Here is a 20,784-nt window from a genome sequence, read left to right as displayed (position 1 = left end):
GGGACGGCCGGGCCGTCCCCGCCCCCCATCACCAGGCGCCCGGCCCCGCCCCCTCGCGGCGGCGTCCTGGCGGCTGGTGATGGGTGTCGTGGAACCGTAACGCCGAGGTCCCCGCAGATGCTTCGCTTCACGCTCAGGCGTGCAGTGCTGATGGTCTTCATGCTGCTGGGGCTGCTGGCGATCACCTTCACGATATCGCACATCGCCCCGGCAGACCCGGCCGCCCTGGCCGCCGGGCCGGACGCCGACCGGGCGATGATCGAGCGCTACCGCGTCGAGTACGGCCTCGATCGGCCGATGTACGAGCAGTTCGCGATCTACCTGCAGCGGCTGCTGACCGGCAACTGGGGCAAGTCGATCCATACCACTCGCCAGGTCTGGGACGACCTGGTGACGTACTTCCCCAACACCTTCGAGCTGGTGATGTTCTCGATCCTGATCGCGGTCGCGCTCGGCGTCCCGCTCGGCGTCGTCGCGGCGGTCTACCAGAACCGGCCGATCGACCACACGATCCGGATCCTGACGGTCTCCGGCGTCGCCCTGCCGATGTTCTGGCTCGGGCTGATGGCACAGCTCTACTTCGCCCTTCACCTCGGCTGGTTCCCGCTCGGCGGGCGCATCGAGATGATGACCGACCCGCCCCAGGCGATCACCCACCTGCTGCTGGTCGACTCGCTGCTGCGCGGCCAGTTCTCGACCTTCGTCGAGGGCCTGCACCACATCGTGCTGCCGGCGGTCGCGCTGTGCTTCCCGGCGCTGGCCTCGATCATCCGGGTCAACCGGGCCGAGATGCTGGAGACCCTCAATCAGGACTACATCGTCAACGCCCGCGCCCACGGGCTGTCGACCTTCCGGATCGTCGCCGTCTACGCGCTGAAGAACGCGATGCTGCCGACCATGGCGATGATCGGCCTGCGGTTCGGCTGGATGCTCGGCGGCACCGTGCTGGTCGAGACGGTGTTCGACTGGCCGGGGATCGGCCTGTACGCGGTGCAGGCGGCGATCAGCTCCGACTTCGAGCCGATCATGGGGGCGACCATCGTTCTCGGCTTCTTCTTCATGATGACCAACTTCGTCATCGACCTGATCTACGGCATCCTCGATCCGAGGGTGCGGGAGCAGGTGTAGCCGATGGCCGCGGGGACACAGGACGCGGCCCTGGCGCCGAGCTTCGCCGAGCGGCACGCCGGCACGATCCGCGCGCTGCGGCTGTACGCCCGCACCTTCGCGCGCAACGGCTCGGCGATGCTCGGCCTGGCGATCGTGCTGCTGTTCCTGACGACCGCGGCGATCGGCCCGTGGATCGTGCCGTTCCCCGAGGACGCCGCCGGCGCCATCCATCTCGACATCAAGCTGCAGCCGCCGGACGCGGTGCACTGGTTCGGCACCGACGAGGTCGGCAACGACGTGTTCACCCGGGTGGTGCTGGGGACCCGGGTCACCCTGCAGATCGCCTGCATCGTCACCGGCGTGGCGATGCTGATCGGCGTGCCGCTCGGCATGATCGCCGGGTTCGTCGGCGGCTGGGTCCAGGAAGCGATCATGCGGGTGACCGACGTGTTCCTGTCGGTGCCCGGCCTGGTGCTGGCGATCGCCATCGTCGGCGCGCTCGGCCCGGGCATCGTCAACGCCATGCTGGCGCTGTCGCTGGTCTGGTGGCCCGGCTACGTCCGGCTGGTGCAGGCCAAGACCCTGGCCCTGAAGAACGAGATCTACGTGCAGGCCGCCCGTTCCATGGGGGCCAGCAGCCTGCGCATCGTGTTCGTGCACATCCTGCCGAACTGCACCTCGCCGATCATGGTCAAGGCGTCGATGGACATGGGCATGGCGATCCTGGGGGCGGCCAGCCTCGGCTTCCTCGGGCTGGGCGCGCAGCCGCCGTTCCCGGAGTGGGGCGCGATGATCTCGGTGGCGCGCACCTACCTGCCGGACTGGTGGTGGTACTCGTTCTTCCCCGGGGTGGCGATCGCGGTCACGGTGCTCGGCTTCAATCTGCTGGGCGACGGGCTGCGCGACATCCTCGACCCGAAGCACCGCGAATGAGCGTGGCCGCGATGACAGGGCCGGCGCCCTTGCTGTCGGTGCAGGACTTCCGCCTGGAGTTCGACACCTTCGACGGCGTCTACAAGGCGATCGACGGCATCGGTTTCGATCTCGCCCCCGGCGAGTCGCTCGGGATCGTCGGCGAGACCGGCTGCGGCAAGTCGGTGACCGCCAAGTCGGTCATGGGGCTGCTGCCGAGCCCGCCGGCCCGGGTGCGCGGCGGCCGGATCCTGTTCGACGGCGAGGATCTGCTGCGGGTCGGCGAGCGGCGCATGCGGGCGATCCGCGGCAACGAGATCGCGATGATCTTCCAGGACCCGATGACCTACCTGAACCCGGTGTTCAGCATCGGCACCCAACTGGTCGACGTCATCCTGGCGCACCAGCGCGCGCGGCCGCGGGCCGAGCGCATGACCCGGGAGCGGGCCCGCGACCACGCGGTCGAGATGCTGCGCCGGGTGCATCTGCCGAACCCGGAGCGCCAGCTCGACAGCTATCCCTACCAGCTGTCCGGCGGCATGCGGCAACGGGTGCTGATCGCCATGGCGCTGTCCGGGCGGCCCCGGCTGCTGATCGCCGACGAGCCGACGACCGCGCTCGACGTCACGATCCAGGCGCAGATCCTCGACCTGATCGGCGAGCTGCGCCGCGACCTCGGCCTGTCGGTGGTGATGATCACCCACGACCTGGGCGTGGTGGCGTCGGTCTGCGACCGGGTGGTGGTCATGTACGCCGGGCAGATCGTCGAGGACGCCCCGGTGGCCCGGCTGTTCGACCACCCGGCACACCCCTATACCCGCGGCCTGCTGGCCGCGGTCCCGCATCCCGGCCGGCCGGCCGCAAGCCTGTCCAGCATCCCGGGCTCCCTGCCGAACCTGCTGGACCCGCCGGCCGGGTGCCGCTTCCACGGGCGCTGCCCGCTGGCCGGCGACGACTGCCTGCGGCCACCGCCGACCACGGCGGTGGCCGACGGGCACAGGGTCGCCTGCTGGCGCGCGATGGAGGCGGCTGATGCTGGCGCTTGACGGCCTGAAGGTGCATTTCGACGTCTCGCGCCGCCGCGGCGAGAAGGTGGTGGTGAAGGCGGTCGACGGCGTCACCCTGCGGCTGCGCAAGGGCGAGGCGTTCGGGCTGGTCGGGGAATCCGGTTCGGGCAAGTCGACGATCGGCAAGGCGGCGCTGCACCTGGTGCCGATCACCGGCGGCCGGCTGGAGATCGGCGGCGAGGAGATGACCCGCCTCGACCGCCGGGCCGAGAGGCGGCTGCGCCGCACCGCCCAGATGATCTTCCAGGACCCGCACTCGGCGCTCAATCCGCGCATGACCATCCTGCGCAGCGTCGCCGAGCCGCTGGTGCTGCACACCCCGCTGCGCGGCGCCGCTTTGACGGCCCGGGTGGCGGCCCTGCTGGAGATCGTCGGGCTGTCGCGGCAGTTCCTGTACCGCTACCCCCACGAGCTGTCGGGCGGGCAGAAGCAGCGGGTGTGCATCGCCCGGGCGATCGCGCTGGAGCCGGAGCTGCTGATCCTCGACGAGCCGACCTCGGCGCTCGACGTCTCGGTGCAGTCGCAGATCCTGGAGTTCCTCAAGAAGCTGCAGGCCGACCTCGGACTGACCTATCTGTTCATCTCTCACAACCTCGCTGTGGTCCGGTACCTGTGCCGGCGGGTCGCGGTGATGTATCTGGGCGTCATCGTCGAGGAGGGCGAGACCGAGGCGCTGTTCAGCAACCCCCGCCATCCCTATACCCAGGCGCTGCTGAAGGCCGTTCCGTACCCGCAGGCGGTGCAGCCGGACCGCGGGTCGCCGCTGCAGGGCGACATCCCGAGCCCGGTCGACCTGCCGCCCGGCTGCCGGTTCCACAAGCGCTGCCCGGCGTTCATCCCGGGTGTCTGCGACCGGCACGAGCCGCCGCAGGTGCGCGACGGCGACGCCATGGTGCGCTGCCACCTGTTCGCCGACGCCGCGCGAACCTAACGCCGTCAGCGCTCGTACAGCCCGGTCAGCACGGCCTCCTCGAGCGCATGCCGGGCCATGGCGGCCTTCAGCTCGGGGCAGGTCGGCTGGTTCGGGAGCGCCAGACGCTCGACCGACAGCGCGAACAGACGGAAGCGATAGCGATGGGCGCCGTGACCGCGCGGCGGGCACGGCCCGCCATAGCCGGTCCGGCCGAAATCGTTGGTGGCCTGGCGGCAACTGCCGACCCGGGCGGTCGTCGGAAATCCCTCGGGTAACCCGGTCTCGGTCGGCGGAATGTCGAATACGCCCCAGTGGTGCCAGGTGCCGCGTGGGGCATCGGGGTCCTCCACCACGATCGCCAGGCTCCGGCAGTCCCGCGGCAGGCCGCTCCAGAGGAGCGCCGGCGACAGGTCGTCGCCGTCGCAGGCATGACCCGAGGGAATCGCCGCGCCGTCCTGGAAGGAAGGACTTTCGAGTCGCATGGCCACGGAACCCGTCCTCCTCCCCGATCCGGTTGAAGCCTCGTGCCGCTCGGCCGCCCGATCACTGGTGAGGAATGATCCCCCTGCCTCGGTCGGGCGCGATGATGCAGATCAAAGTTGCGGTTCGGCCGACGCGGCAGCGCCGTCGACCAGTCGCAGCAGGGTGGTGGCCTGTCGCTGCAGTCGGGCCACGACCGCCTCGACCTGCTCGGCACCCGCGGCCAGGGCTTCGATCGCCGCGATCGCGTCGGCGTCGTCCCGGTTGGCGCCGGCGGCCAGGGTGCGCAGGGCCCCGAACGCCGTGCGGTTGCCGGCGTGCAGGGCGGCGAGGCCCTGCAGCATTTCGCCGACCGCACCGGAGAATGCCACCGGGTCGTCGATCGTGACCGGCCGGATCGGCCCTCCGGCGTGCTCGGGGGCCTCGGCCGGCGGGGCCGGGTGATGCCGGCCGCGCAGGACGGCCGTCAGGTCGGCGTCCACGACCGGCCGCCCGTCCGACGCCCGATAGACCATGTCGTCGCGGTCGCGGACCAGCCGGTCGCGCAGCACGCCGGCCTCGAACTCCAGGACCTCGCGGGCCACCGTCTCGCCGTCCAGCTCGGCGTCGAGCAGCAGCCTGCGGGCCAGGGCCTGGCGGCTCTGCCCGGCCCGCCCGTCGACCAGGCAGCGCTCGACGGCCGCACCCTGCGGGGTCCGCAGCATCGCGGTGACCGCGAGCGCCGGCAGGCCGGTGAGCGTCACCACCTGGTCCAGGGTCAGCCCATGGAACCGCGCCGCGAATTCGTCGGCTGCCAGCACCGGCGCCTCGTCGGCTCCGCCGTCCTTCAGGGCGCGCAGCGCCTCGGCGAGATTGTCGATCATCGGCTGCTCCTCGTGGCCTTCGTCCGCGGCGACGGTTCTGCCACGCCGCCTCCGGGCCTGCGTTGCGGCAGATCAACCGGTGGGCCGCGTCGACCCCGGGCACGCCCGGGTTGAGCGAGGTCAAGGCGGCTCCGCCGCCGCGGCGGATACGGTGCCGGTCGCCGGGCGTCCGTTCCGGGACGCAGCCGGCGGCTCAACCGGGAGATGCGCCATGGACATCAAGCTCATCCTGCACCCCACCGACGGATCGCCGAACGCGGCCAGGGCCCTCGACGTGGCCTGCGGCATGGCGCGCGACTACGGCGCCCGGCTGCTGATCCTGAACGCGCAGCGCCGGCACGGGCTGGACGTCATGCCCGAGGAGCTGGAGGCCTACCGTCGGGTCGAGCACGTCCGGGTCACCGATGCGGAGCTGCGGCGCGCGGCGGCCCAGGCGACCGTCGACGCGGCGGTCGAAACGGCCCGGGGCAACGGTCCGACCGAGGTCGAAGGGCTGGTGGTCGAGGGCGATCCCGGCCGGGTGGTGGCGGACGTGGCGAAGGATCGCGGGGTCGACCTGATCGTTATGGGCAGCCGGGGCTACACCGGCATTCAGGAACTGCTGCTCGGCAGCGTGACCCACAAGGTGCTGCACGCGGCCCCCTGCAACTGCCTGGTCGTGCGCTAGACGCCAGCGACCGCCCCGCGGGGAACCGGCGGGGCGGTCGCCCAAGCCCTCAGAACTCCATGCCCGGCTGGCCCGGGACCTCGGGCTTCGGTTCCGGGATCTCGGTCATGGTGGCCTCGGTCAGCAGCAGGGTGCTGGCGACCGACACCGCGTTCTCCAGGGCGACCCGGACCACCTTGGTCGGATCGATGATGCCGGCCTCCACCAGGTCGACGTAGCGGTTGCGGCCGGCGTCGAAGCCGTAGGCGCCGGCGCCTTCCAGCATGCGGGCGACCACCACGCCGCCGTCGACCGCGGAGTTCTCGGCGATCTGCCGGGTCGGCGCCTCCAGGGCGCGCCGCAGGATCTGCACCCCGGTGCGCTCGTCGCCCTCGCAGGACTCCTCCTCCTTGGCGACCGCCGTCACGCAGCGCAGCAGCGCCAGCCCGCCGCCGGGAACGATGCCCTCGTCGACCGCCGCCTTGGTGGCGCTGATGGCGTCGTCCAGGGCCTCCTTCTTCGACTTCATCTCCGCCTCGGACGGCGCGCCCACCCGGATCACCGCCACCCCGCCGGCCAGCTTGGCGAGGCGTTCCTGCAGCTTCTCACGGTCGTAGTCGCTGGTGGCGTTGTCGATCTCGCGGCGGATCTGCTCGATCCGGCCGTCGATCGCCGCGCGTTCGCCGGCGCCGCCGATGACCGTGGTGCTGTCCTTGTCGACCACCACCCGCGCGGCCCGGCCGAGGTCGGTTAGGGTCACCGCCTCCAGGGTCTGGCCGGTCTCCTCGGAGATCACCATGCCGCCGGTCAGGATCGCGATGTCCTGCAGCATCGCCTTGCGGCGGTCGCCGAAGCCCGGCGCCTTGACCGCGCAGCTCTTCAGCACGCCGCGCAGCTGGTTGACGATCAGGGTGGCCAGCGCCTCGCCCTCGATGTCCTCGGCGATCACCAGCAGCGGCCGGCCGGACTTGGCGACTTGGTCGAGCAGCTGGATCAGGTCCTTCAGGCTGCCGATCTTGCGGTCGCACAGCAGCACCAGCGCGTCCTCGACCACCGCCTCCATCTTGTCCGGGTTGGTGACGAAGTACGGCGACACGTAGCCGCGGTCGAACTGCAGGCCCTCCACCACCTCCAGCGCGGTCTCGGTGGTCTTCGATTCCTCGACCGTGATCACGCCGTCGCCGCCGACCTTCTCCATCGCCTCGGCCACCAGCTCGCCGACCTGCGGGTCGTTGTGGGCCGAGATCGTCGCCACCTGCTCCTTCTCCAGGCGCGAGCTGACCGGGCGTGACAGCTCGTGCAACGCCTGGATCGCCGCCTTCGAGGCGCGTTCCAGGCCGCGCTTCAGCTCGATGGCGCTGGCCCCGGCCACCACGTTGCGCACCCCGTCGGCGAAGATCGCGTGCGCCAGGATGGTCGAGGTGCTGGTGCCGTCGCCGACCACGTCGCCAGTACGTTCGGCGGCCTGCCGCAGCATGCGGGCGCCCAGCGATTCCTCGGGGTCCTTGAGGTCGAACTCCTTGGCGATGGTCACGCCGTCGTTGCACACCAGCGGCGGGCCCCATTTGCGCTCGATCAGCACCGATTTCGATTTCGGGCCGAGGGTGACGCGGACGGCGTCGGCCAGCTGCGTCACGCCGCGCAGGATCTTCTCCCGCGCCGCCGAACGGAACAGAACCTGCTTGTGTGCCATCAAGGTCCTCCTCTGCTTCGCGAACCCCGGTCGCGGATGCGGTCAGCGGGCTTCCTGCTCGCCGAAGTGCTCGGCCACGATCGCGTCGGCGAACAGCTCGGCGCAGCCGAGCACGGTCAGCCGGTCGCCCAGCCCGGCGCCGGTCTCCCGGCAGTTCGGCACGCTGTCGGTGACGATTACGCGGTCGAAGCCGCCGTCGCCGGCCAGGGCGGCGGTGCCGGCGCGGAACAGGCCGTGGCTGGCCGCCGCATACAGTTCGAGGGCGCCGGCGCGGCGGCAGGCGGTCGCCGCCCGCAGCATGGTCGTGCCGGTGGCGATGATGTCGTCGGCGACGATCACGCAGGCGTCCGAGACGTCGCCGTACAGCGCCTCGCCGGACACCACGCCCTCGCTGCGGGCCTTCTCCATCATCGCCCGCCCGACCGGGCGGCGAAGCCGGTCCTCCAGGTTCCGGCGCAAATCCTCGGCCCGCTTGGCGGCGCCGGCGTCGGGCGCCAGCACCACCACCGGCCGGTCGCCGACCAGCGGCGCCAGGTGGGCGGCGAACAGACCGCCCGGCTGCAGGTGCCGGGTCGGGCAGCGGAACGCGTTCTCGAAGGCCGCGACGTTGTGCACGTCCAGCGTGACCACGGAATGCACGCCCATGGCCTCGAGCAGGGCGGCGACGTAGCGGCTGGTCACCGGATCGTAGGGCTTGGTGCGGCGATCCTTGCGCGAATAGCAGAGATACGGCGTCAGCGCCGTGACCCGCTCGGCGCCGGCGTCCTTCAGCGCGGCGATGAAGAACAGCAGCCGGCACAGCCGGTCGTTGGGGCTGGCGGCGGCGTCGCCGTGCAGGCTGTGCAGCACGAAGACGTGGTGGCCGGCGACCCGCTGCAGCGGCCGGATCTTGTGCTCGCCGTCCTCGAACTCCCGCTCCTCGTGCCGGGACAGCGGGATCTCCAGCCGCTGCGCGATCCGCTCTCCCAGGGCCTCCGACCCATGCAGCGCGAACAGGGCGATCTCGGCCATGGCCCGGTCTCCGTGTCAGACTTGCGGCCATCCTGGGTATCCTGCCGAGCCGGGCGCATTGAGGTGCGTCAACCGGCTCGCCCAACGATTGATACGGGTCAAGGACGGCGCTCCCGGCCTCGGCCACGCTTGCCTGGTCGTGACCGCGAGTTCGGAGGTCGGCCATGAGGGATGACCCGGAACGCCCCGCGAGGCCGGAGGCGGGCGCGCCGCAGCCGGTTCGGATCACCCCGCTCGGCCTCGACGGACTGCTCGGGGTGCCGCCCGGCGCCCGCGGCATCGTGCTGTTCGCGCACGGCAGCGGCAGCAGCCGGTTCAGCCCGCGCAACAATTTCGTGGCCGACCGGCTGCGCGATGCCGGGCTCGCCACCCTGCTGTTCGACCTGCTGACCGAGCCGGAGGCGGCCGACCGCGGCAACGTGTTCGACATCCCGCTGCTCGCCGAGAGGCTGGCGGCAGCGACCGGATGGCTGGCGGAGCAGCCGACCCTGCGCGCGCTGCCGTGCGGCTATTTCGGCGCCAGCACCGGGGCGGCGGCGGCGCTGGTGGCGGCGGCGACGCAACCGCGGCGGATCCGGGCCGTGGTGTCGCGGGGCGGCCGCCCGGACATGGCGAACGGCTGGCTTGCACGGGTAGAGTGTCCGACACTGCTGATCGTCGGCGGGCGCGACCTCGAGGTGCTGGCACTGAACCAGGCCGCGCTCGCCCGCCTGACCTGCGAGAAGGAGCTGCGCATCGTGCCGCACGCCACCCATCTGTTCGAGGAACCGGGGACCCTGGAAGCGGTGGTCGAGCATGCGCGCGACTGGTTCCTGCACCATCTCGGCGGAGGTGCGCGATGATCTTCGCCGACCGCTTCGACGCCGGCCGTCGGCTGGCCGAGGCGCTGCAGCACCTGGCGGATCGCGACCCGGTGGTGCTGGCTCTGGTGCGCGGCGGGCTGCCGGTGGCGTTCGAGGTGGCGAAGGCACTCGCCGCGCCGCTCGACGTGGTGTTGGTCCGCAAGATCGGGGCGCCGTCGCAGCCCGAGCTGGCGGTCGGCGCGGTGGTCGACGGGGCGCAGCCGGAGATCGTCAGCAATCCCGAGATCATGGCCATGCTCGGGCTGTCGCAGAGCTATGTCGAGGCCGAGGCGAAGCGGCAGCTGGCCGAGATCGACCGGCGCCGCGCCGCCTACCTGCGCGGCCGGCCGCCGGTCGAAGTGCACGGCCGCACCGCCATCGTGGTCGACGACGGCATCGCGACCGGGGCCACCACGCGTGCCGCCCTGCATGCGGTCCGTCGCCGGCAGCCGTCGCGACTGGTGTTGGCGGTGCCGGTGGCCCCGCCGGACACCCTGGAGCGGCTGGCTGCCGACGCCGACGAGATCGTCTGCCTCGACCGGCCCGAGCCGTTCGGTGCGGTCGGCTATTTCTACAACGACTTCACCCAGGTGTCGGACCGGGAGGTGGTCGACCTGCTCGATCGGGCGCGCGCCGGGTCCGATCCGGAGGCGCCATGACCGTCGCGGACACCATGTCGCTCGCCGACAAGGTCGCGTTCCTGTCGCAGCAGTCGGCCTATCCGGGCGAGACGGGCCCGGTGGAGACCAAGGAAACCCACATGTCGTGGGTGTTCCTGACCGACCGCCACGCCTACAAGATGAAGAAGCCGATGCGCCAGGAACGGCTGGACTTCGGCACCCTCGAGCGCCGGCGGTTCTTCTGCGAGGAGGAGGTCCGGCTGAACCGGCGCCTGGCGCCGGACGTCTATCTCGCCACTCTGCCGCTGACGGTGGCCGACGACGGGGCGCCGGCGGTCGGCGGGGACGGGGCCGTCGTCGAATGGCTGGTGAAGATGCGCCGGCTGCCGGCTGCGGGCACCCTGGAGGCGATGGCGCTGGCCGGGCGCCTGCGCGGCGACCACGTCGAGGCCGTGGCCGAGCGGATGGCCCGGTTTTACGCCGGCTGCGTCCCGGAGCGTATCGCCGACCGCGACTACCGCCGGCGGTTCCGCCGCGCGCTGGCCGATACCCAGTGCGAGCTGCGGCGCCCGGAGTTCGCGATGCCGCTGCATGTCGTCGACCGGGCGGTCGACCGGCTGGCGCGCTTCGTGGACGTCGAGGGGGCGCGGCTGAACGCGCGGGTCTGGGAGGAGCGGATCGTCGAGGGGCACGGCGACCTGCGGCCGGAGCACATCTACCTGGAGCCGACCCTGCTGGTGACGGACTGCCTGGAGTTCGACCGCAGCCTGCGGCTGGTCGACCCGGCCGACGAGCTCGGCTATCTGGCGATGGAGTGCGAGCACATCGGGGCGACCCACGTCCACGACTGGCTGTTCGACGCCTACGCCGAGATCACCGGGGACCGGCCGACCGACGACCTCCTGGGATTCTACAAGGGCTGCCGGGCGCTGCACCGGGCGAAGCTGTCGATCTGGCACCTCAACGAGCCGGATTGCCGTCGGCCCGATCACTGGCGCGACCGGGCCCGCGGCTACCTGGAACAGGCGGCGATCGCCGCCGAGCGGCTGCTCTGACCGCAGGCCGCCGGGTCCGGCTCATTCGGCCGGGCTGGGATGGCCGCCCGGGACGCCGGTGCCCCGGCCGCCGCTCGTGTGCAGGCCGTCGACGTCCTCGCCCAGGTCGCGGCGCCACGGACGCCAGCCCTCGAGGGCGTACAACGCCACCAGCAGCGCCGCCGCGAGGGCGAGCGCGAGCACCCAGTACGGCAACCCGGCGAGGTCGGCGAAGGTGAGCTTGCCGGGACCGCCGGTCAGCAGCACCGGCGCCAGCGCCGGCTCGGCATAGCTGAAGGCGACGGCGCCGGCGATCCCACCCAGCAGGGTGAAGACCGCATCCCGGTAGCCGACGCCGACCTGCGCCAGGATCGTTCCGGGGCAGGCCCCGGCCAGCGCGATGCCGCCGCCGAGCAGCAGCCCGCCGACGATGTTCGCGGCGTAGACCGTCGCCTTCACGTGCAGCGTGACCAGCCCGGCGCCGTGCAGGACGGCGAGCACCACCGCCCCGGTCGCGACCGCGGTCAGGAACACCTTGAGCATGATGAAGTTTCGAAGCTGCATCTGCCCGACGATCATGCCGGGTTCGAAGACGCGCGACTTCTCCAGCGCGAGGCCGAACACCGCCCCCATCGCCAGTCCGATCAGCACTGCCGTCACGATTGACATGTCCGGTCCTCCAAGACCCGTCCGCGCTCAGACGCGGCGCAGAAGCAGAAGCGACACCAGGATGCCGCCGGCGAACATCGCGGCCACCGAGATGGTCGAGCTGACCGCGAGCTGGGAGACGCCCGACAGGCCGTGCCCGCTGGTGCAGCCGCCGGCGATCCGGGCGCCGATCAGCATCACGAAGCCGCCGGCGAACGCGACGGCATAGCGGACCGCGGCGCTCGGGGTGCCGAGCGCCCGCGTCCAGATCGGGGAGACCGGATGCCGGCGCGCGCCGGACAGCCGCATCGACGCGAACGCGCCGAGCGCGACGCCGACCACCAGGGCGACCTGCCACCAGTTCTTGGCGGTCGCGGCGACGTGCTTGGCGACGTAGTCGATCTCCGTGACCGACGGGTCGACCACCGAGGCGAGCAGCCCGCCGACGGTCACATAGGACGACGACGCACCCAGCGCCGTCTCGATGAGCAGGAAGGCGGGGATCTGGAGGAGCCCGATCACCACGCCGGCGAGATAGGGCGACCACGCCCGGTCCCGCAACGACACCTCAGACATGAAACCCTCCGAACAGGGATGCGGAGATCGCCGGCACGCGAGCCGCCCGACGGCGGTCCCATGCGCGTATTCGTTACATTAGGAATTTCTGTTGAGTGGGCATTGACCCAGGTCAATCCGGTGCGCCGCGGGGGCGGGCGGTCGCGCACGGCAAAACGCCCGGGATCGCTCCCGGGCGCCTGCGACGCGTCGAAATCACCGAAGCCGGATGCCGGTCAGCCGAAGATGTCGGCGGTGATGCTTTCGTACCAGCTGAGCGATTCGGTGTAGTTGTGCTGCCGAAGGTCGGCGGGTTCCCCGGTCTGGCTGACGAAGCTCGAGGCCGAGGCGATCTTGGTCTCCGACGCGGTGTACTGCGCGCCGACCTTCACGTCGTCGTTGGGCGCGATCAGGCTCCAGCAGGTGTTGCTGTAGCGCGCCGGGAACACGCGGGAGTCGGTCAGGTCGCCGCGGACCGCCATGGCCGCGACTTTGGCCTGGCTGTTCGCCGAGAAGGCCGATTTCGGCATGTCGCCGGCGATGCTGGCGTCGCCCACCACGAAGATCGACTCGTCGGCCTTGGACCGCATCGAGTTCGGGTCGATCGGGCAGAAGCCGCTGGCGTCGGTGAGGCCGGCCTCCGCGGCGATGGTGCCGGCCCGTTGCGCCGGAATGACGTTGACCAGGGCCCCCTTGAAGGTGTCCAGATCGGTGGTCACGGTTCCGGAGGCCGGATCGACGGCCTTGATCCCGCCGTGCACGTCCGGGCCGTACCACTCGACCATGCCGGGGTAGTGCTTCTCCCAGCCCTCGGCGAACAGGCCCTGCTTGGAGAATTTCGGCTTCGGGTCGAGAATGACGACCTTCGCGCCGGTATGGCCCTTGGCCTTGAGCACGTGCGCCATCATCGAGGCGCGTTCGTAGGGGCCCGGCGGGCAGCGATACGGGTTCGGCGGCGCCACCATGACGATCTGCTGGCCGTTCTCGACGGCGTCGAGCCTGGCCTTCAGCAGCCGGGTCTGCGGTCCCGCCTTCCAGGCATGCGGCATGGTCTCGCTGGCGGCCTCCGAGTAGCCGGGGACCGAATCCCAGATCAGGTCGATGCCGGGCGAGACCACCAGGCGGTCGTACGGGACCTTCGAGCCGTCGGCCATGACCACCTGCTTGGCGTCGCGGTCGACGGCGGCGGCGCGGGCGTTGACGACCTTGATGCCGTAACCGGAGGCGAGCTTGTCGTAGCCGTGGGTGATGGAGTCGAAGTCGCGGAACCCGCCGAGATACAGGTTCGAGAAGAAGCAGGTGGTGTAGCGCGCATTCTGCTCGATCAGCGTCACGTCGATCGCGCCGGCGCTGTCCTTGGCGATCTGACGGGCCGCGGTGCCGCCGCCGGCGCCGCCGCCGAGGACGACCACACGGGGTTTGCCTTGGGCTCGCAGGACGTTGGGGGCGGCTAGTCCGGCTAGCGTGGCCCCGGATATCAGTCCGAAACGACGACGGCTGAGCGGCAGCATGGCAGTCCTCCCTGGTGAAAACCTCGCGTCAGTTCGGCGACAGCGAGGCGAAGTACGCGGCGAGGGCCGATATCTCCTCGAGCCCGAGCGTGCTCGTCACGTTGCGCATGACCTGGTTTTCACGCTCGCCGTTCTTGTAGGACAACAGCGCGTCGACGAAGGCGGATGGCGGCAGGCCGACGATCGGCGGGATGCTGCCCTCGGAAGCGCCGGAATGGTGGCAGGTAACGCACTGCGTGGAGAGATACTCGCCATAGACGGGGTCGCCGGCGGGGGCCGCCGGGCCGGACGCCGGCGACAGCTCGGCCAGCAGCAGAACAGGAACAGCCGGCACCGCCAGCAGTGCCCTGCGGAGGTGTCCGGCTGTCGTCATCCGTCCCTGTCTCCTCGTCGGCGGGCGGCCCCGCCCGCCGGTCAGTCGACCTTGGTAGTACCCTCGTTCTCCTTGCCGGCTTCCGGGGTCACATCCAGGACCCGCGCCCGCATGGTGATCTTCACCTCGGCCTTGCAGTCTTTCATGCACGGCTCGACCTTGCCGGCGTAGTGAGGCTCCGCGCTCCGGTCGTCGGCGATGAAGTTCTCCTCGTTCGGCAGTTTTACCGAGGTGAAGTTCTCGCGCGACAGCTCGAAGCTATCGTCGGTCACAACGTCGTTCAGGTAAAGCAGGTAGGCGGTGATCGCATACACCTCGTCGTCGCTGAGCGACCGCGCGTCGCCGAACGGCATGGCCCGGCGCACGTAGTCGTACACCGTCGAGAGATACGGCCAGTAGGAGCCGATGGTCTTCTCGGGGCGGTCGGCCTTCAGCGTGTCGCGGCCGCCGGCCAGCACCGGCCAGCGCCCGGCCCCTTCGCCGAAGTCGCCGTGGCAGCTGGCGCAGCGCTCGGTGAACAGCACCTCGCCGTCGGCCGCCGTGCCGCGGCCCTCCGGCAGGCCGACGCCGTCCGGGCGAACGTCGATGTCCCAGGCGGCGATCTCGTCCGCGGTCGCCGCACGGCCGAGATGGAACACGCCGTGCGTCGGAACCGCCGCGTCCGCTGCCGGTACCGCGGCCGTCGGCGCCGGGGCGGGCGTCGCCTCCGCCGTCTTGGTCTCGGCAGGGGCCGGAGCGGCGGCCTGCTTGGAGAACGTCGCCAGATAGGCGATCACGTCGGCGCGGTCGTCGGCCTCCTTGATGCCGGGAAACGCCATCCGGGTGCCCTTGATGGCGGTCCGGGGCGATTCGAGATACGCGTCGAGCGTCGTCTCGTCCCACACCAGCCCGCCGGCACCGGCCTCGGTCATGGCCTTGGAATACTTGAACCCGTCGACCGAACCGGCGGTCCGGCCGATCAGGTCGTTCAGTTCCGGGCCGACCCGGTTCTTGGCGCCTTCGCCGACCTGATGACAGGCCGCGCACTTCTTGTACACGCGCTCACCCTTGCCGGCGTCGCCGGCGGCCAGGGCGGGACCGGCGACCAGCAGGGCGGCGCCGAGGAGCAGGGCTGCGCTAGGAGACTTCAACATTCTCGACCGTCCCGTCGGCTTTGACATACCAGGTCTGGATTCCGTTGTTGTGGTAGATCGAGTTCTCGCCGCGGGCGGCACGCAACTCGTTCTTGGTCGGCTGGACGAAGCCGGCCTCGTCGATCGCCCGCGACTGCAGCAGCAGCTCCGAGCCGTCCCAGTCGATGTCCAGGTAGAAGCGGTGCAGGGCCTTGTCGAGGCTGGGGCCGTCGAGCCGGGCCGTGGTCCAGTTGCGGCCGCCGTCGATCGATACGTCGACCCGCTTGATCTTGCCGTTGCCGGACCAGGCCAGGCCGGAGATCACGGCCCTGCCGCGCCCGTGCCGGATCGGCGCCTGCGGGCTCGGGCTGGTGATGACCGACTTCACGTCCATCACCCAGGTGAACCGGCGGGCCTTTCCGTTGGCCAGGAGGTCGGTGTATTTCGACGTCTCCTCGCGCTGGTGCCAGGGCTGGTCGCCGACCTCGAGCCGGCGCAGCCACTTGACCCACATGTTGCCTTCCCAGCCCGGCACCACCAGCCGGACCGGATAGCCCTGCTCGGGGCGCAGCGCCTCGCCGTTCATCTTGAACGCCACCAGGCAATCGTCGAGCGCCTTCTCGAGCGGGATCGAGCGGGTCATCGCGGCCGAATCCGCGCCCTCCGGCAGGATCCACTTGGCATTGGTCTTGACGCCGGCCTCTCCGAGGAGGTGCTTCAGCTTGACCCCGGTATAGACCACGCAGTGCACCATGCCGTGGGTGTACTGGCAGCCGTTCAGCTGGGCGCCGCGCCATTCCATGCCGGAGTTGGCCGCACACTCCAGGAAGTAGACGTGGTTCTCGCGCGGGAACCGCATCAGGTCCTGCATGGTGAACACCAGCGGGGTGTCGACCAGGCCGTTGATCATCAGACGGTGCTGCGACGGCTCGATCTCCGCGATGCCGGCGTGATGCCGCTCGAAGCACAGGCCGTTCGGCGTGATGATGCCGTCCAGTTCGTGCAGCGGGGTAAAGCTCACCGAGCTCTCGCGCGAGGCGGTCAGCCACTCGACGTCGCGGCGCACCACATTGGCCTCGTAGCGCGACGGTACGCCGTAGGGCTGGCTCACCACGCCGTCGCCCAGGTAGCGGTTCCAGTCCTGGATCTCGGTGATGACGGATTCGCCTTGGGCCGCCGCCGGCCCGGCGGTCGCAAGGCCGGCGGCCATCGCCGCGCCGCCGGCGGCCAGGCTGCCGGTCAGGAACCGGCGCCGGCTGGTCGCGACGGTTTCATCCTTGGTTTCGGTCTTCTCGGTCATCGTGCTCCTCGACGACGGGGTACGGCTCATGACGTCACCTTCACCGACCGGTTCTCCTCCAGCCGGACAACGGGGTTGCGGGCGAGATGGGCTTCGACGACGTCCCACACCGGCGGCCCCTCGGTGCCCTCGTTGACCGACGCCCAGCCGGCGACCACGTATTCGCGGTCGGGCTTCACGGCCTCGCCGGTCTTCAGGACGGTCATCTCGGAAATCCGGCTGCCGATCGCAGCCGTCGGGTCGATCCGATAGCCCATGCCGCCGACCCGGACCATGTCGCCGCCCTGCTGGTAATAGGGATCGGCGTTGAACAGGTTGTCGGCCACGTCCTCGAGGATGTCCTTGATCAGCTGGCCGGTCATCGGCGAGCGGTAGGCCGCCGGGTAGGTCATGGCGCAGGCGTTGTGCAGGTCCTCGACCGTGATGTCCTGGCCCGGCAGCAGCGAGGTGCCCCAGCGGAAGCCCGGCGACAGGGCGATCTCGGCGTCGCGCTCGGCCAGCAGGGCCTGGCAGATCAGGTCGTCGAAGGTGCCGTTGAAGTTGCCGCGCCGGTACAGCAGCGATTCGGTGGTCGCGAGCTTGCGGCCGAGTTCGGCCTCGTACGGCGCACGCACCTTGTCGATCAGCCCGGCGACCTCCGGGTCGGAGCCGATGACATCGGAGAACACCGGGATCAGCCGGTAGCTGTAGCCCTTGACCTTGCCGTCCCGGACGTCGAGGTCGAGGCGCGAGACGAACTTGCCGTTCGAGCCGGAGGCGATCACCAGGGTGTCGCCGACCTTGACCGGTTCCGGCAGCGCGTCGTGGGTGTGGCCGGTCAGGATGACGTCGATGCCGGGCACCCGGGACGCCAGCTTGCGGTCGACGTCGAAGCCGTTGTGCGACAGCAGCACCACCAGTTCGGCGCCCTCGGCCTTGACCGCCTCGACGTTCTTGGCCACGTCGGTCTCGCGGATGCCGAACGACCAGTTCGGGAACATCCAGCGCGGGTTGGCGATCGGCGTGTACGGGAACGCCTGGCCGATCACGCCGATCTTGACACCACCGCGCTCGAAGATCCGGTATGCCTCGAATGCCGGCTCGTTCCATTCGGCGTCGTAGATGTTGCCGCCGAGGAACGCGAACGGGAGGCTGTCGACCAGTTCCTTGACCCGGTCGGTGCCGTAGGTGAACTCCCAGTGCCCGGTCATGGCGTCCGGCTTCAGGGCGTTCATGACCTCGACCATGTCGGCGCCGAGGGTCTTGTTGGCGGTGTAGCTGCCCTGCCAGGTGTCGCCGCCGTCGAGCAGCAGCATGGAGTCGCCGCGCTCGTCGCGGATCCGCTTGACGATGCGGGCCGCCCGGTCGAGCCCGCCCATCTTGCCGTACTGCCGCGCCAGCGCCTCGAAGTCCTCCGAGGTCAGCGCGTAGGCGTGCGGGGTGCCGGGCCGGATGTTGTAGAGCTTGAGGAAGTCGGCGCCGGTGACGTGCGGCGGCAGGCCGGCGACCTCGCCGACGCCGAGGTTGATCGACGGCTCGCGGAAGTACAGCGGCTTCAGCTGGGCGTGGATGTCGGTGATGTGGACCAGGGTGACGTTGCCGTGCGGCGCCATGTCCAGCAGGTCGGCTTCGGTCAGCTTCTGCTGGGCGGCGGCCCGGCTCCAGCGCCCGACCGCTCCGGGTCCGAGGATGGCGGTGACCGCCGTGGCGGCCATCAGGAACTCGCGCCGTGAAAACATCCGATCCTCCGGCAAGCCGCCTCCGTCGGCGGAACGGCACTGTTCCGCGGCGGCCGTTGCGATGCGTCGAGCTTGAATTCGAGGGCGGCGCGGGCAGTCGGCCCGCGCCGCCCCGGTGTTGTTACTGCCGGACCGCCGGGGTCTCGATCGACAGGCCGGTACCGCGCCAGGTGACGTACACCTCGAGCGCCATCAGTTCGTCGGAGAACGCCTTTGGCTGTTCGGCGCGGGTGTCGCGGATGCAGCCGCGGAAGCGGTTGTGCAGCGACACCATGTTGGCCTGCTTCAGGCGGTAGGTCGGGAAGCCGTTGACGTTGCCCTGGCTCAGATGGTCGGCGCGGATGTACTTGCCGGCATTGGCCTCGTGGCAGGAAGCGCAGGCTAGGTTCAGCTGGCCGGTGCGGGTGTAGTAGAGGTCCTTGCCCTTCTCCCACCAGCTCTTCATCTCGCCCTGGCTGAGGTCGATCCCCATCGGGGTGCCCAGTGACTGGTGCTTGATGAAGGTGACCAGCGCCTTCTGGTCGGCATGGTCGAACTTGTACGGCTCCGCCTGCATGTTCTTCGCGCGGCAGTCGTTGACCTGCAGCTCGATGTTGTACGGCTTGCCGGCGGCGGCGTTCCACTTCGGATAGTGGGCGCCGACGTTCTTCATCGATTCGGCGGCATCACCGTGGCACGAGGCGCACGACTTGCCGGCCGCGCCGTCGACCGTGTTCCAGATCTCGGCGCCGCGCTCGACGTACAGCATGGCCGGGTTCTGGAAGGAGTCGGCCTCCATGGCACGGGTCTCGGGGGTGCGGAACAGCCACCCCGAGAGCACCTCGTCGAAAGGATGGCCCTCGGGGGCCTTGGTCCGCGTGATCATCTCCTTCTCGCCGTCGATGATCAGCTTGTCGTCCACCGGCTCGGCGCGCAGGTCCGAAGCGCCGAAGCCGATGGCGAGCGCGCCCAAAGCCACGGGTAGGATGGATTTCAGTTTCACTGTGCTTTTCCTCCCTCTCCGGCGGCTTCGATGTCCGCCCGATGTGTGCCGACCGCGGCTTACTGGACCGTGATCTTGTTCTTGGCCGAGTACGTCGAGCCGTCGTCGTCGACCCAGGTGAACTCGAAGGTCCCGCTCTCCATCACCTTGGCGGTGAACTCGAAGTACGGGTTGGCGGAGACCGCCGGCGCCAGATCGCACGAGAACACCGGCTGCCCGTTGAAGGTGCAGGTGAACTTGTTGATGATCTTGCGCGGGATCGGCTTGCCTTCCTTGTCCTTGCGCTGACCGGACTCCATCTCGTGGCTGATCAGCGTCTTGATCGTGACCACTTCGCCCTTGGCCGCCTTCGACGGGACCTTGATGCGGGGTTTCGGCGTAGCCATTGCTCGGTGTCTCCTGTTTGCTCAGCCGCCGCAGCCGCCGATCGTGACCTTGACCAGCTTGGTGTCCGAGAACACCGCGCCGTTGCTCATCTTCGCGACGGCGACGACGTTCTGGGTCTTGGCCAGCCGGATGCGGGTGGTCGCCGTGGCGGTTCCGCTCAGCGGCGTGAAATGGAAGGTGGCGACGGCCGGATTCGGGTTGCCGTCGGCCAGCAGCGTCACGGACTGAACGTAGTCGTCGCCGCTCATCGGGCTCTCGACCGAGACCGAGATCGGCACGGTATTGCCGTTCTCGGCGATCTCCGGCGCATCGAGGGTGATCCGGCCGGCCTCGGGGGCCGCGCCGCCGGTGAACTCCTTGATGGCCTTCTCGGTCGCTTCGGTGTTCGCCCAGGCGCGGGTCGTCGGCACGCCGAGAACCGCCAGGGTCGTGGCACCGAACGACAGCGCGAGTGCCTGGCGTCTGGTGAGCTTCATGATCATCTCCTTGGTTTTCCGCCCAGTTTCCCGGTCTTATTCCTTCAGGGTCCCGAGATAGGCGACGATGTCCTCGACCTGCTGTGCGGTCAGGATCGTCTGGCCCTGGAAGTTCTTTGCGACGTGCGTGCCCACCTCGAGGGTGTAGAAGCCCGGCATGACGGTGTCCGGGCCGAACACCTGCTTCGAGTTCACGACGATGGCGCGCAGTTCCTCCGGCTTCCAGCGGTCGGCCACACCGTCGAGCGGCGTTCCGACCTCGCCGTGGAAGAGCTGCTCGCTCATCTCGGAGTTCTTGTGGCAGGCGAGGCAGTTGCCGAGCTTCTTGTCGGCGAACGCCTTGCGGCCGGCGGCCGCGTCGCCGGGCTGCCCGGTCAGGGACGCCTTGACCGTCGCATCCTCGAACTTGACGTCGTTCGGCCCGACGGGACCGGCTGCCCAAGCGCTCGTGCCAACCGCCATCAGCAGAGCCGCGCCGATCAGGCCGTTCTTGCAGGTGTCGCGCACTGTATCCTCCCTCCACGAGCCGTT

General features: G+C 70.1%; 23 protein-coding genes. 8 read left to right on the top strand and 15 right to left on the bottom strand.

Annotation, left to right across the window (positions count from 1 at the left end):
* The first annotated feature begins 117 nt into the window (after nucleotides 1-117).
* The 4 genes from IE246_RS06210 to IE246_RS06195 are packed head-to-tail and all read left to right on the top strand — an operon-like array spanning nucleotide 118 to nucleotide 4,020.
* Nucleotides 118-1,128, top strand: coding sequence for an ABC transporter permease (locus IE246_RS06210; protein WP_189988063.1), 1,011 nt, complete (start codon nucleotides 118-120; stop codon nucleotides 1,126-1,128).
* Between the two features lie 3 nt (nucleotides 1,129-1,131).
* Nucleotides 1,132-2,043 carry an ABC transporter permease gene (locus tag IE246_RS06205; RefSeq protein WP_189988062.1) on the top strand — a complete coding sequence of 304 codons (912 nt, stop codon included), beginning with the start codon at nucleotides 1,132-1,134 and terminating at the stop codon, nucleotides 2,041-2,043.
* The gene (locus IE246_RS06200) at nucleotides 2,040-3,068 is read left to right on the top strand and encodes an ABC transporter ATP-binding protein (protein ID WP_229836506.1); all 1,029 of its coding nucleotides are present in this window, start codon (nucleotides 2,040-2,042) and stop codon (nucleotides 3,066-3,068) included. The genes IE246_RS06205 and IE246_RS06200 overlap by 4 nt, the downstream gene beginning before the upstream one ends.
* Complete coding sequence (locus IE246_RS06195; protein ID WP_189988061.1) at nucleotides 3,055-4,020, top strand: ABC transporter ATP-binding protein; 966 nt, start codon at nucleotides 3,055-3,057, stop codon at nucleotides 4,018-4,020. The genes IE246_RS06200 and IE246_RS06195 overlap by 14 nt, the downstream gene beginning before the upstream one ends.
* A gap of 5 nt (nucleotides 4,021-4,025) precedes the next feature.
* Here the strand turns inward: IE246_RS06195 and IE246_RS06190 are convergent, their stop codons facing one another.
* Nucleotides 4,026-4,484: a YbhB/YbcL family Raf kinase inhibitor-like protein gene (locus IE246_RS06190; RefSeq protein ID WP_189988119.1), complete on the bottom strand. Its 459-nt coding sequence runs from the start codon at nucleotides 4,482-4,484 to the stop codon at nucleotides 4,026-4,028.
* A 111-nt stretch (nucleotides 4,485-4,595) separates the two neighbouring features.
* Complete coding sequence (locus IE246_RS06185; protein ID WP_189988060.1) at nucleotides 4,596-5,345, bottom strand: hypothetical protein; 750 nt, start codon at nucleotides 5,343-5,345, stop codon at nucleotides 4,596-4,598.
* A 211-nt stretch (nucleotides 5,346-5,556) separates the two neighbouring features.
* Here IE246_RS06185 and IE246_RS06180 point away from each other — a divergent pair, with 211 nt between their 5' ends.
* Nucleotides 5,557-6,012: a universal stress protein gene (locus tag IE246_RS06180; protein ID WP_189988059.1), complete on the top strand. Its 456-nt coding sequence runs from the start codon at nucleotides 5,557-5,559 to the stop codon at nucleotides 6,010-6,012.
* Between the two features lie 49 nt (nucleotides 6,013-6,061).
* Here IE246_RS06180 and groL read toward each other — a convergent pair whose 3' ends face one another.
* Together groL and IE246_RS06170 are read right to left on the bottom strand one after the other, a co-directional pair.
* Nucleotides 6,062-7,684 carry a chaperonin GroEL gene (gene groL / locus IE246_RS06175; protein ID WP_189988058.1) on the bottom strand — a complete coding sequence of 541 codons (1,623 nt, stop codon included), beginning with the start codon at nucleotides 7,682-7,684 and terminating at the stop codon, nucleotides 6,062-6,064.
* 42 nt (nucleotides 7,685-7,726) lie between these two features.
* A complete protein-coding gene (locus IE246_RS06170) occupies nucleotides 7,727-8,695 on the bottom strand; it encodes a ribose-phosphate diphosphokinase (RefSeq protein WP_189988057.1) in 969 nt (322 codons plus the stop codon).
* Nucleotides 8,696-8,859: 164 nt separating this feature from the next.
* On the opposite strand from IE246_RS06170, the gene IE246_RS06165 reads away from it, so the two are divergent.
* From IE246_RS06165 to IE246_RS06155, 3 genes are read left to right on the top strand one after another with little or no spacing between them, the layout of a single operon-like run.
* Nucleotides 8,860-9,537 carry a dienelactone hydrolase family protein gene (locus IE246_RS06165; RefSeq protein WP_229836494.1) on the top strand — a complete coding sequence of 226 codons (678 nt, stop codon included), beginning with the start codon at nucleotides 8,860-8,862 and terminating at the stop codon, nucleotides 9,535-9,537.
* On the top strand, nucleotides 9,534-10,196 hold the full coding sequence (locus IE246_RS06160) for a phosphoribosyltransferase (protein ID WP_189988056.1): 663 nt from the start codon (nucleotides 9,534-9,536) through the stop codon (nucleotides 10,194-10,196). The genes IE246_RS06165 and IE246_RS06160 overlap by 4 nt, the downstream gene beginning before the upstream one ends.
* Nucleotides 10,193-11,212 carry a hypothetical protein gene (locus tag IE246_RS06155; protein WP_189988055.1) on the top strand — a complete coding sequence of 340 codons (1,020 nt, stop codon included), beginning with the start codon at nucleotides 10,193-10,195 and terminating at the stop codon, nucleotides 11,210-11,212. Before IE246_RS06160 ends, IE246_RS06155 begins: the two co-directional genes overlap by 4 nt.
* 21 nt (nucleotides 11,213-11,233) lie before the next feature.
* Here IE246_RS06155 and IE246_RS06150 read toward each other — a convergent pair whose 3' ends face one another.
* The 11 genes from IE246_RS06150 to soxX all read right to left on the bottom strand — a co-directional run bounded on the left by IE246_RS06150 (nucleotide 11,234) and on the right by soxX (nucleotide 20,760).
* The gene (locus IE246_RS06150; protein ID WP_189988054.1) at nucleotides 11,234-11,860 is read right to left on the bottom strand and encodes a YeeE/YedE thiosulfate transporter family protein; all 627 of its coding nucleotides are present in this window, start codon (nucleotides 11,858-11,860) and stop codon (nucleotides 11,234-11,236) included.
* A gap of 27 nt (nucleotides 11,861-11,887) precedes the next feature.
* Nucleotides 11,888-12,415 (bottom strand): YeeE/YedE thiosulfate transporter family protein, encoded by a 528-nt coding sequence (locus tag IE246_RS06145; protein ID WP_189988053.1) that lies wholly within the window; start codon nucleotides 12,413-12,415, stop codon nucleotides 11,888-11,890.
* A gap of 215 nt (nucleotides 12,416-12,630) precedes the next feature.
* Complete coding sequence (locus IE246_RS06140; RefSeq protein ID WP_229836489.1) at nucleotides 12,631-13,806, bottom strand: NAD(P)/FAD-dependent oxidoreductase; 1,176 nt, start codon at nucleotides 13,804-13,806, stop codon at nucleotides 12,631-12,633.
* 127 nt (nucleotides 13,807-13,933) lie between these two features.
* Nucleotides 13,934-14,278 (bottom strand): c-type cytochrome, encoded by a 345-nt coding sequence (locus IE246_RS06135; RefSeq protein ID WP_189988051.1) that lies wholly within the window; start codon nucleotides 14,276-14,278, stop codon nucleotides 13,934-13,936.
* Between the two features lie 41 nt (nucleotides 14,279-14,319).
* Nucleotides 14,320-15,411, bottom strand: coding sequence for a c-type cytochrome (locus IE246_RS06130; RefSeq protein ID WP_189988050.1), 1,092 nt, complete (start codon nucleotides 15,409-15,411; stop codon nucleotides 14,320-14,322).
* Nucleotides 15,395-16,690, bottom strand: a complete 1,296-nt coding sequence (gene soxC, locus IE246_RS06125) for a sulfite dehydrogenase (protein ID WP_189988049.1) — start codon at nucleotides 16,688-16,690, stop codon at nucleotides 15,395-15,397. The genes IE246_RS06130 and soxC overlap by 17 nt, the downstream gene beginning before the upstream one ends.
* 26 nt (nucleotides 16,691-16,716) lie before the next feature.
* The gene (gene soxB / locus IE246_RS06120) at nucleotides 16,717-18,408 is read right to left on the bottom strand and encodes a thiosulfohydrolase SoxB (RefSeq protein WP_189988048.1); all 1,692 of its coding nucleotides are present in this window, start codon (nucleotides 18,406-18,408) and stop codon (nucleotides 16,717-16,719) included.
* 121 nt (nucleotides 18,409-18,529) lie between these two features.
* Nucleotides 18,530-19,390 carry a sulfur oxidation c-type cytochrome SoxA gene (gene soxA, locus IE246_RS06115; RefSeq protein WP_229836486.1) on the bottom strand — a complete coding sequence of 287 codons (861 nt, stop codon included), beginning with the start codon at nucleotides 19,388-19,390 and terminating at the stop codon, nucleotides 18,530-18,532.
* A gap of 59 nt (nucleotides 19,391-19,449) precedes the next feature.
* A complete protein-coding gene (gene soxZ / locus IE246_RS06110) occupies nucleotides 19,450-19,776 on the bottom strand; it encodes a thiosulfate oxidation carrier complex protein SoxZ (RefSeq protein ID WP_189988047.1) in 327 nt (108 codons plus the stop codon).
* 21 nt (nucleotides 19,777-19,797) lie between these two features.
* Complete coding sequence (soxY, locus tag IE246_RS06105) at nucleotides 19,798-20,253, bottom strand: thiosulfate oxidation carrier protein SoxY (protein ID WP_189988046.1); 456 nt, start codon at nucleotides 20,251-20,253, stop codon at nucleotides 19,798-19,800.
* A gap of 36 nt (nucleotides 20,254-20,289) precedes the next feature.
* Nucleotides 20,290-20,760, bottom strand: coding sequence for a sulfur oxidation c-type cytochrome SoxX (gene soxX, locus IE246_RS06100; RefSeq protein WP_229836483.1), 471 nt, complete (start codon nucleotides 20,758-20,760; stop codon nucleotides 20,290-20,292).
* Between the last annotated feature and the right edge of the window lie 24 nt (nucleotides 20,761-20,784).

Source organism: Thalassobaculum fulvum (assembly GCF_014652915.1).
Lineage (GTDB): Bacteria > Pseudomonadota > Alphaproteobacteria > Thalassobaculales > Thalassobaculaceae > Thalassobaculum_A > Thalassobaculum_A fulvum.
The sequence above is the reverse complement of the archived record's forward strand: the minus strand, read 5'-3'. Positions and strand labels throughout refer to the sequence as shown.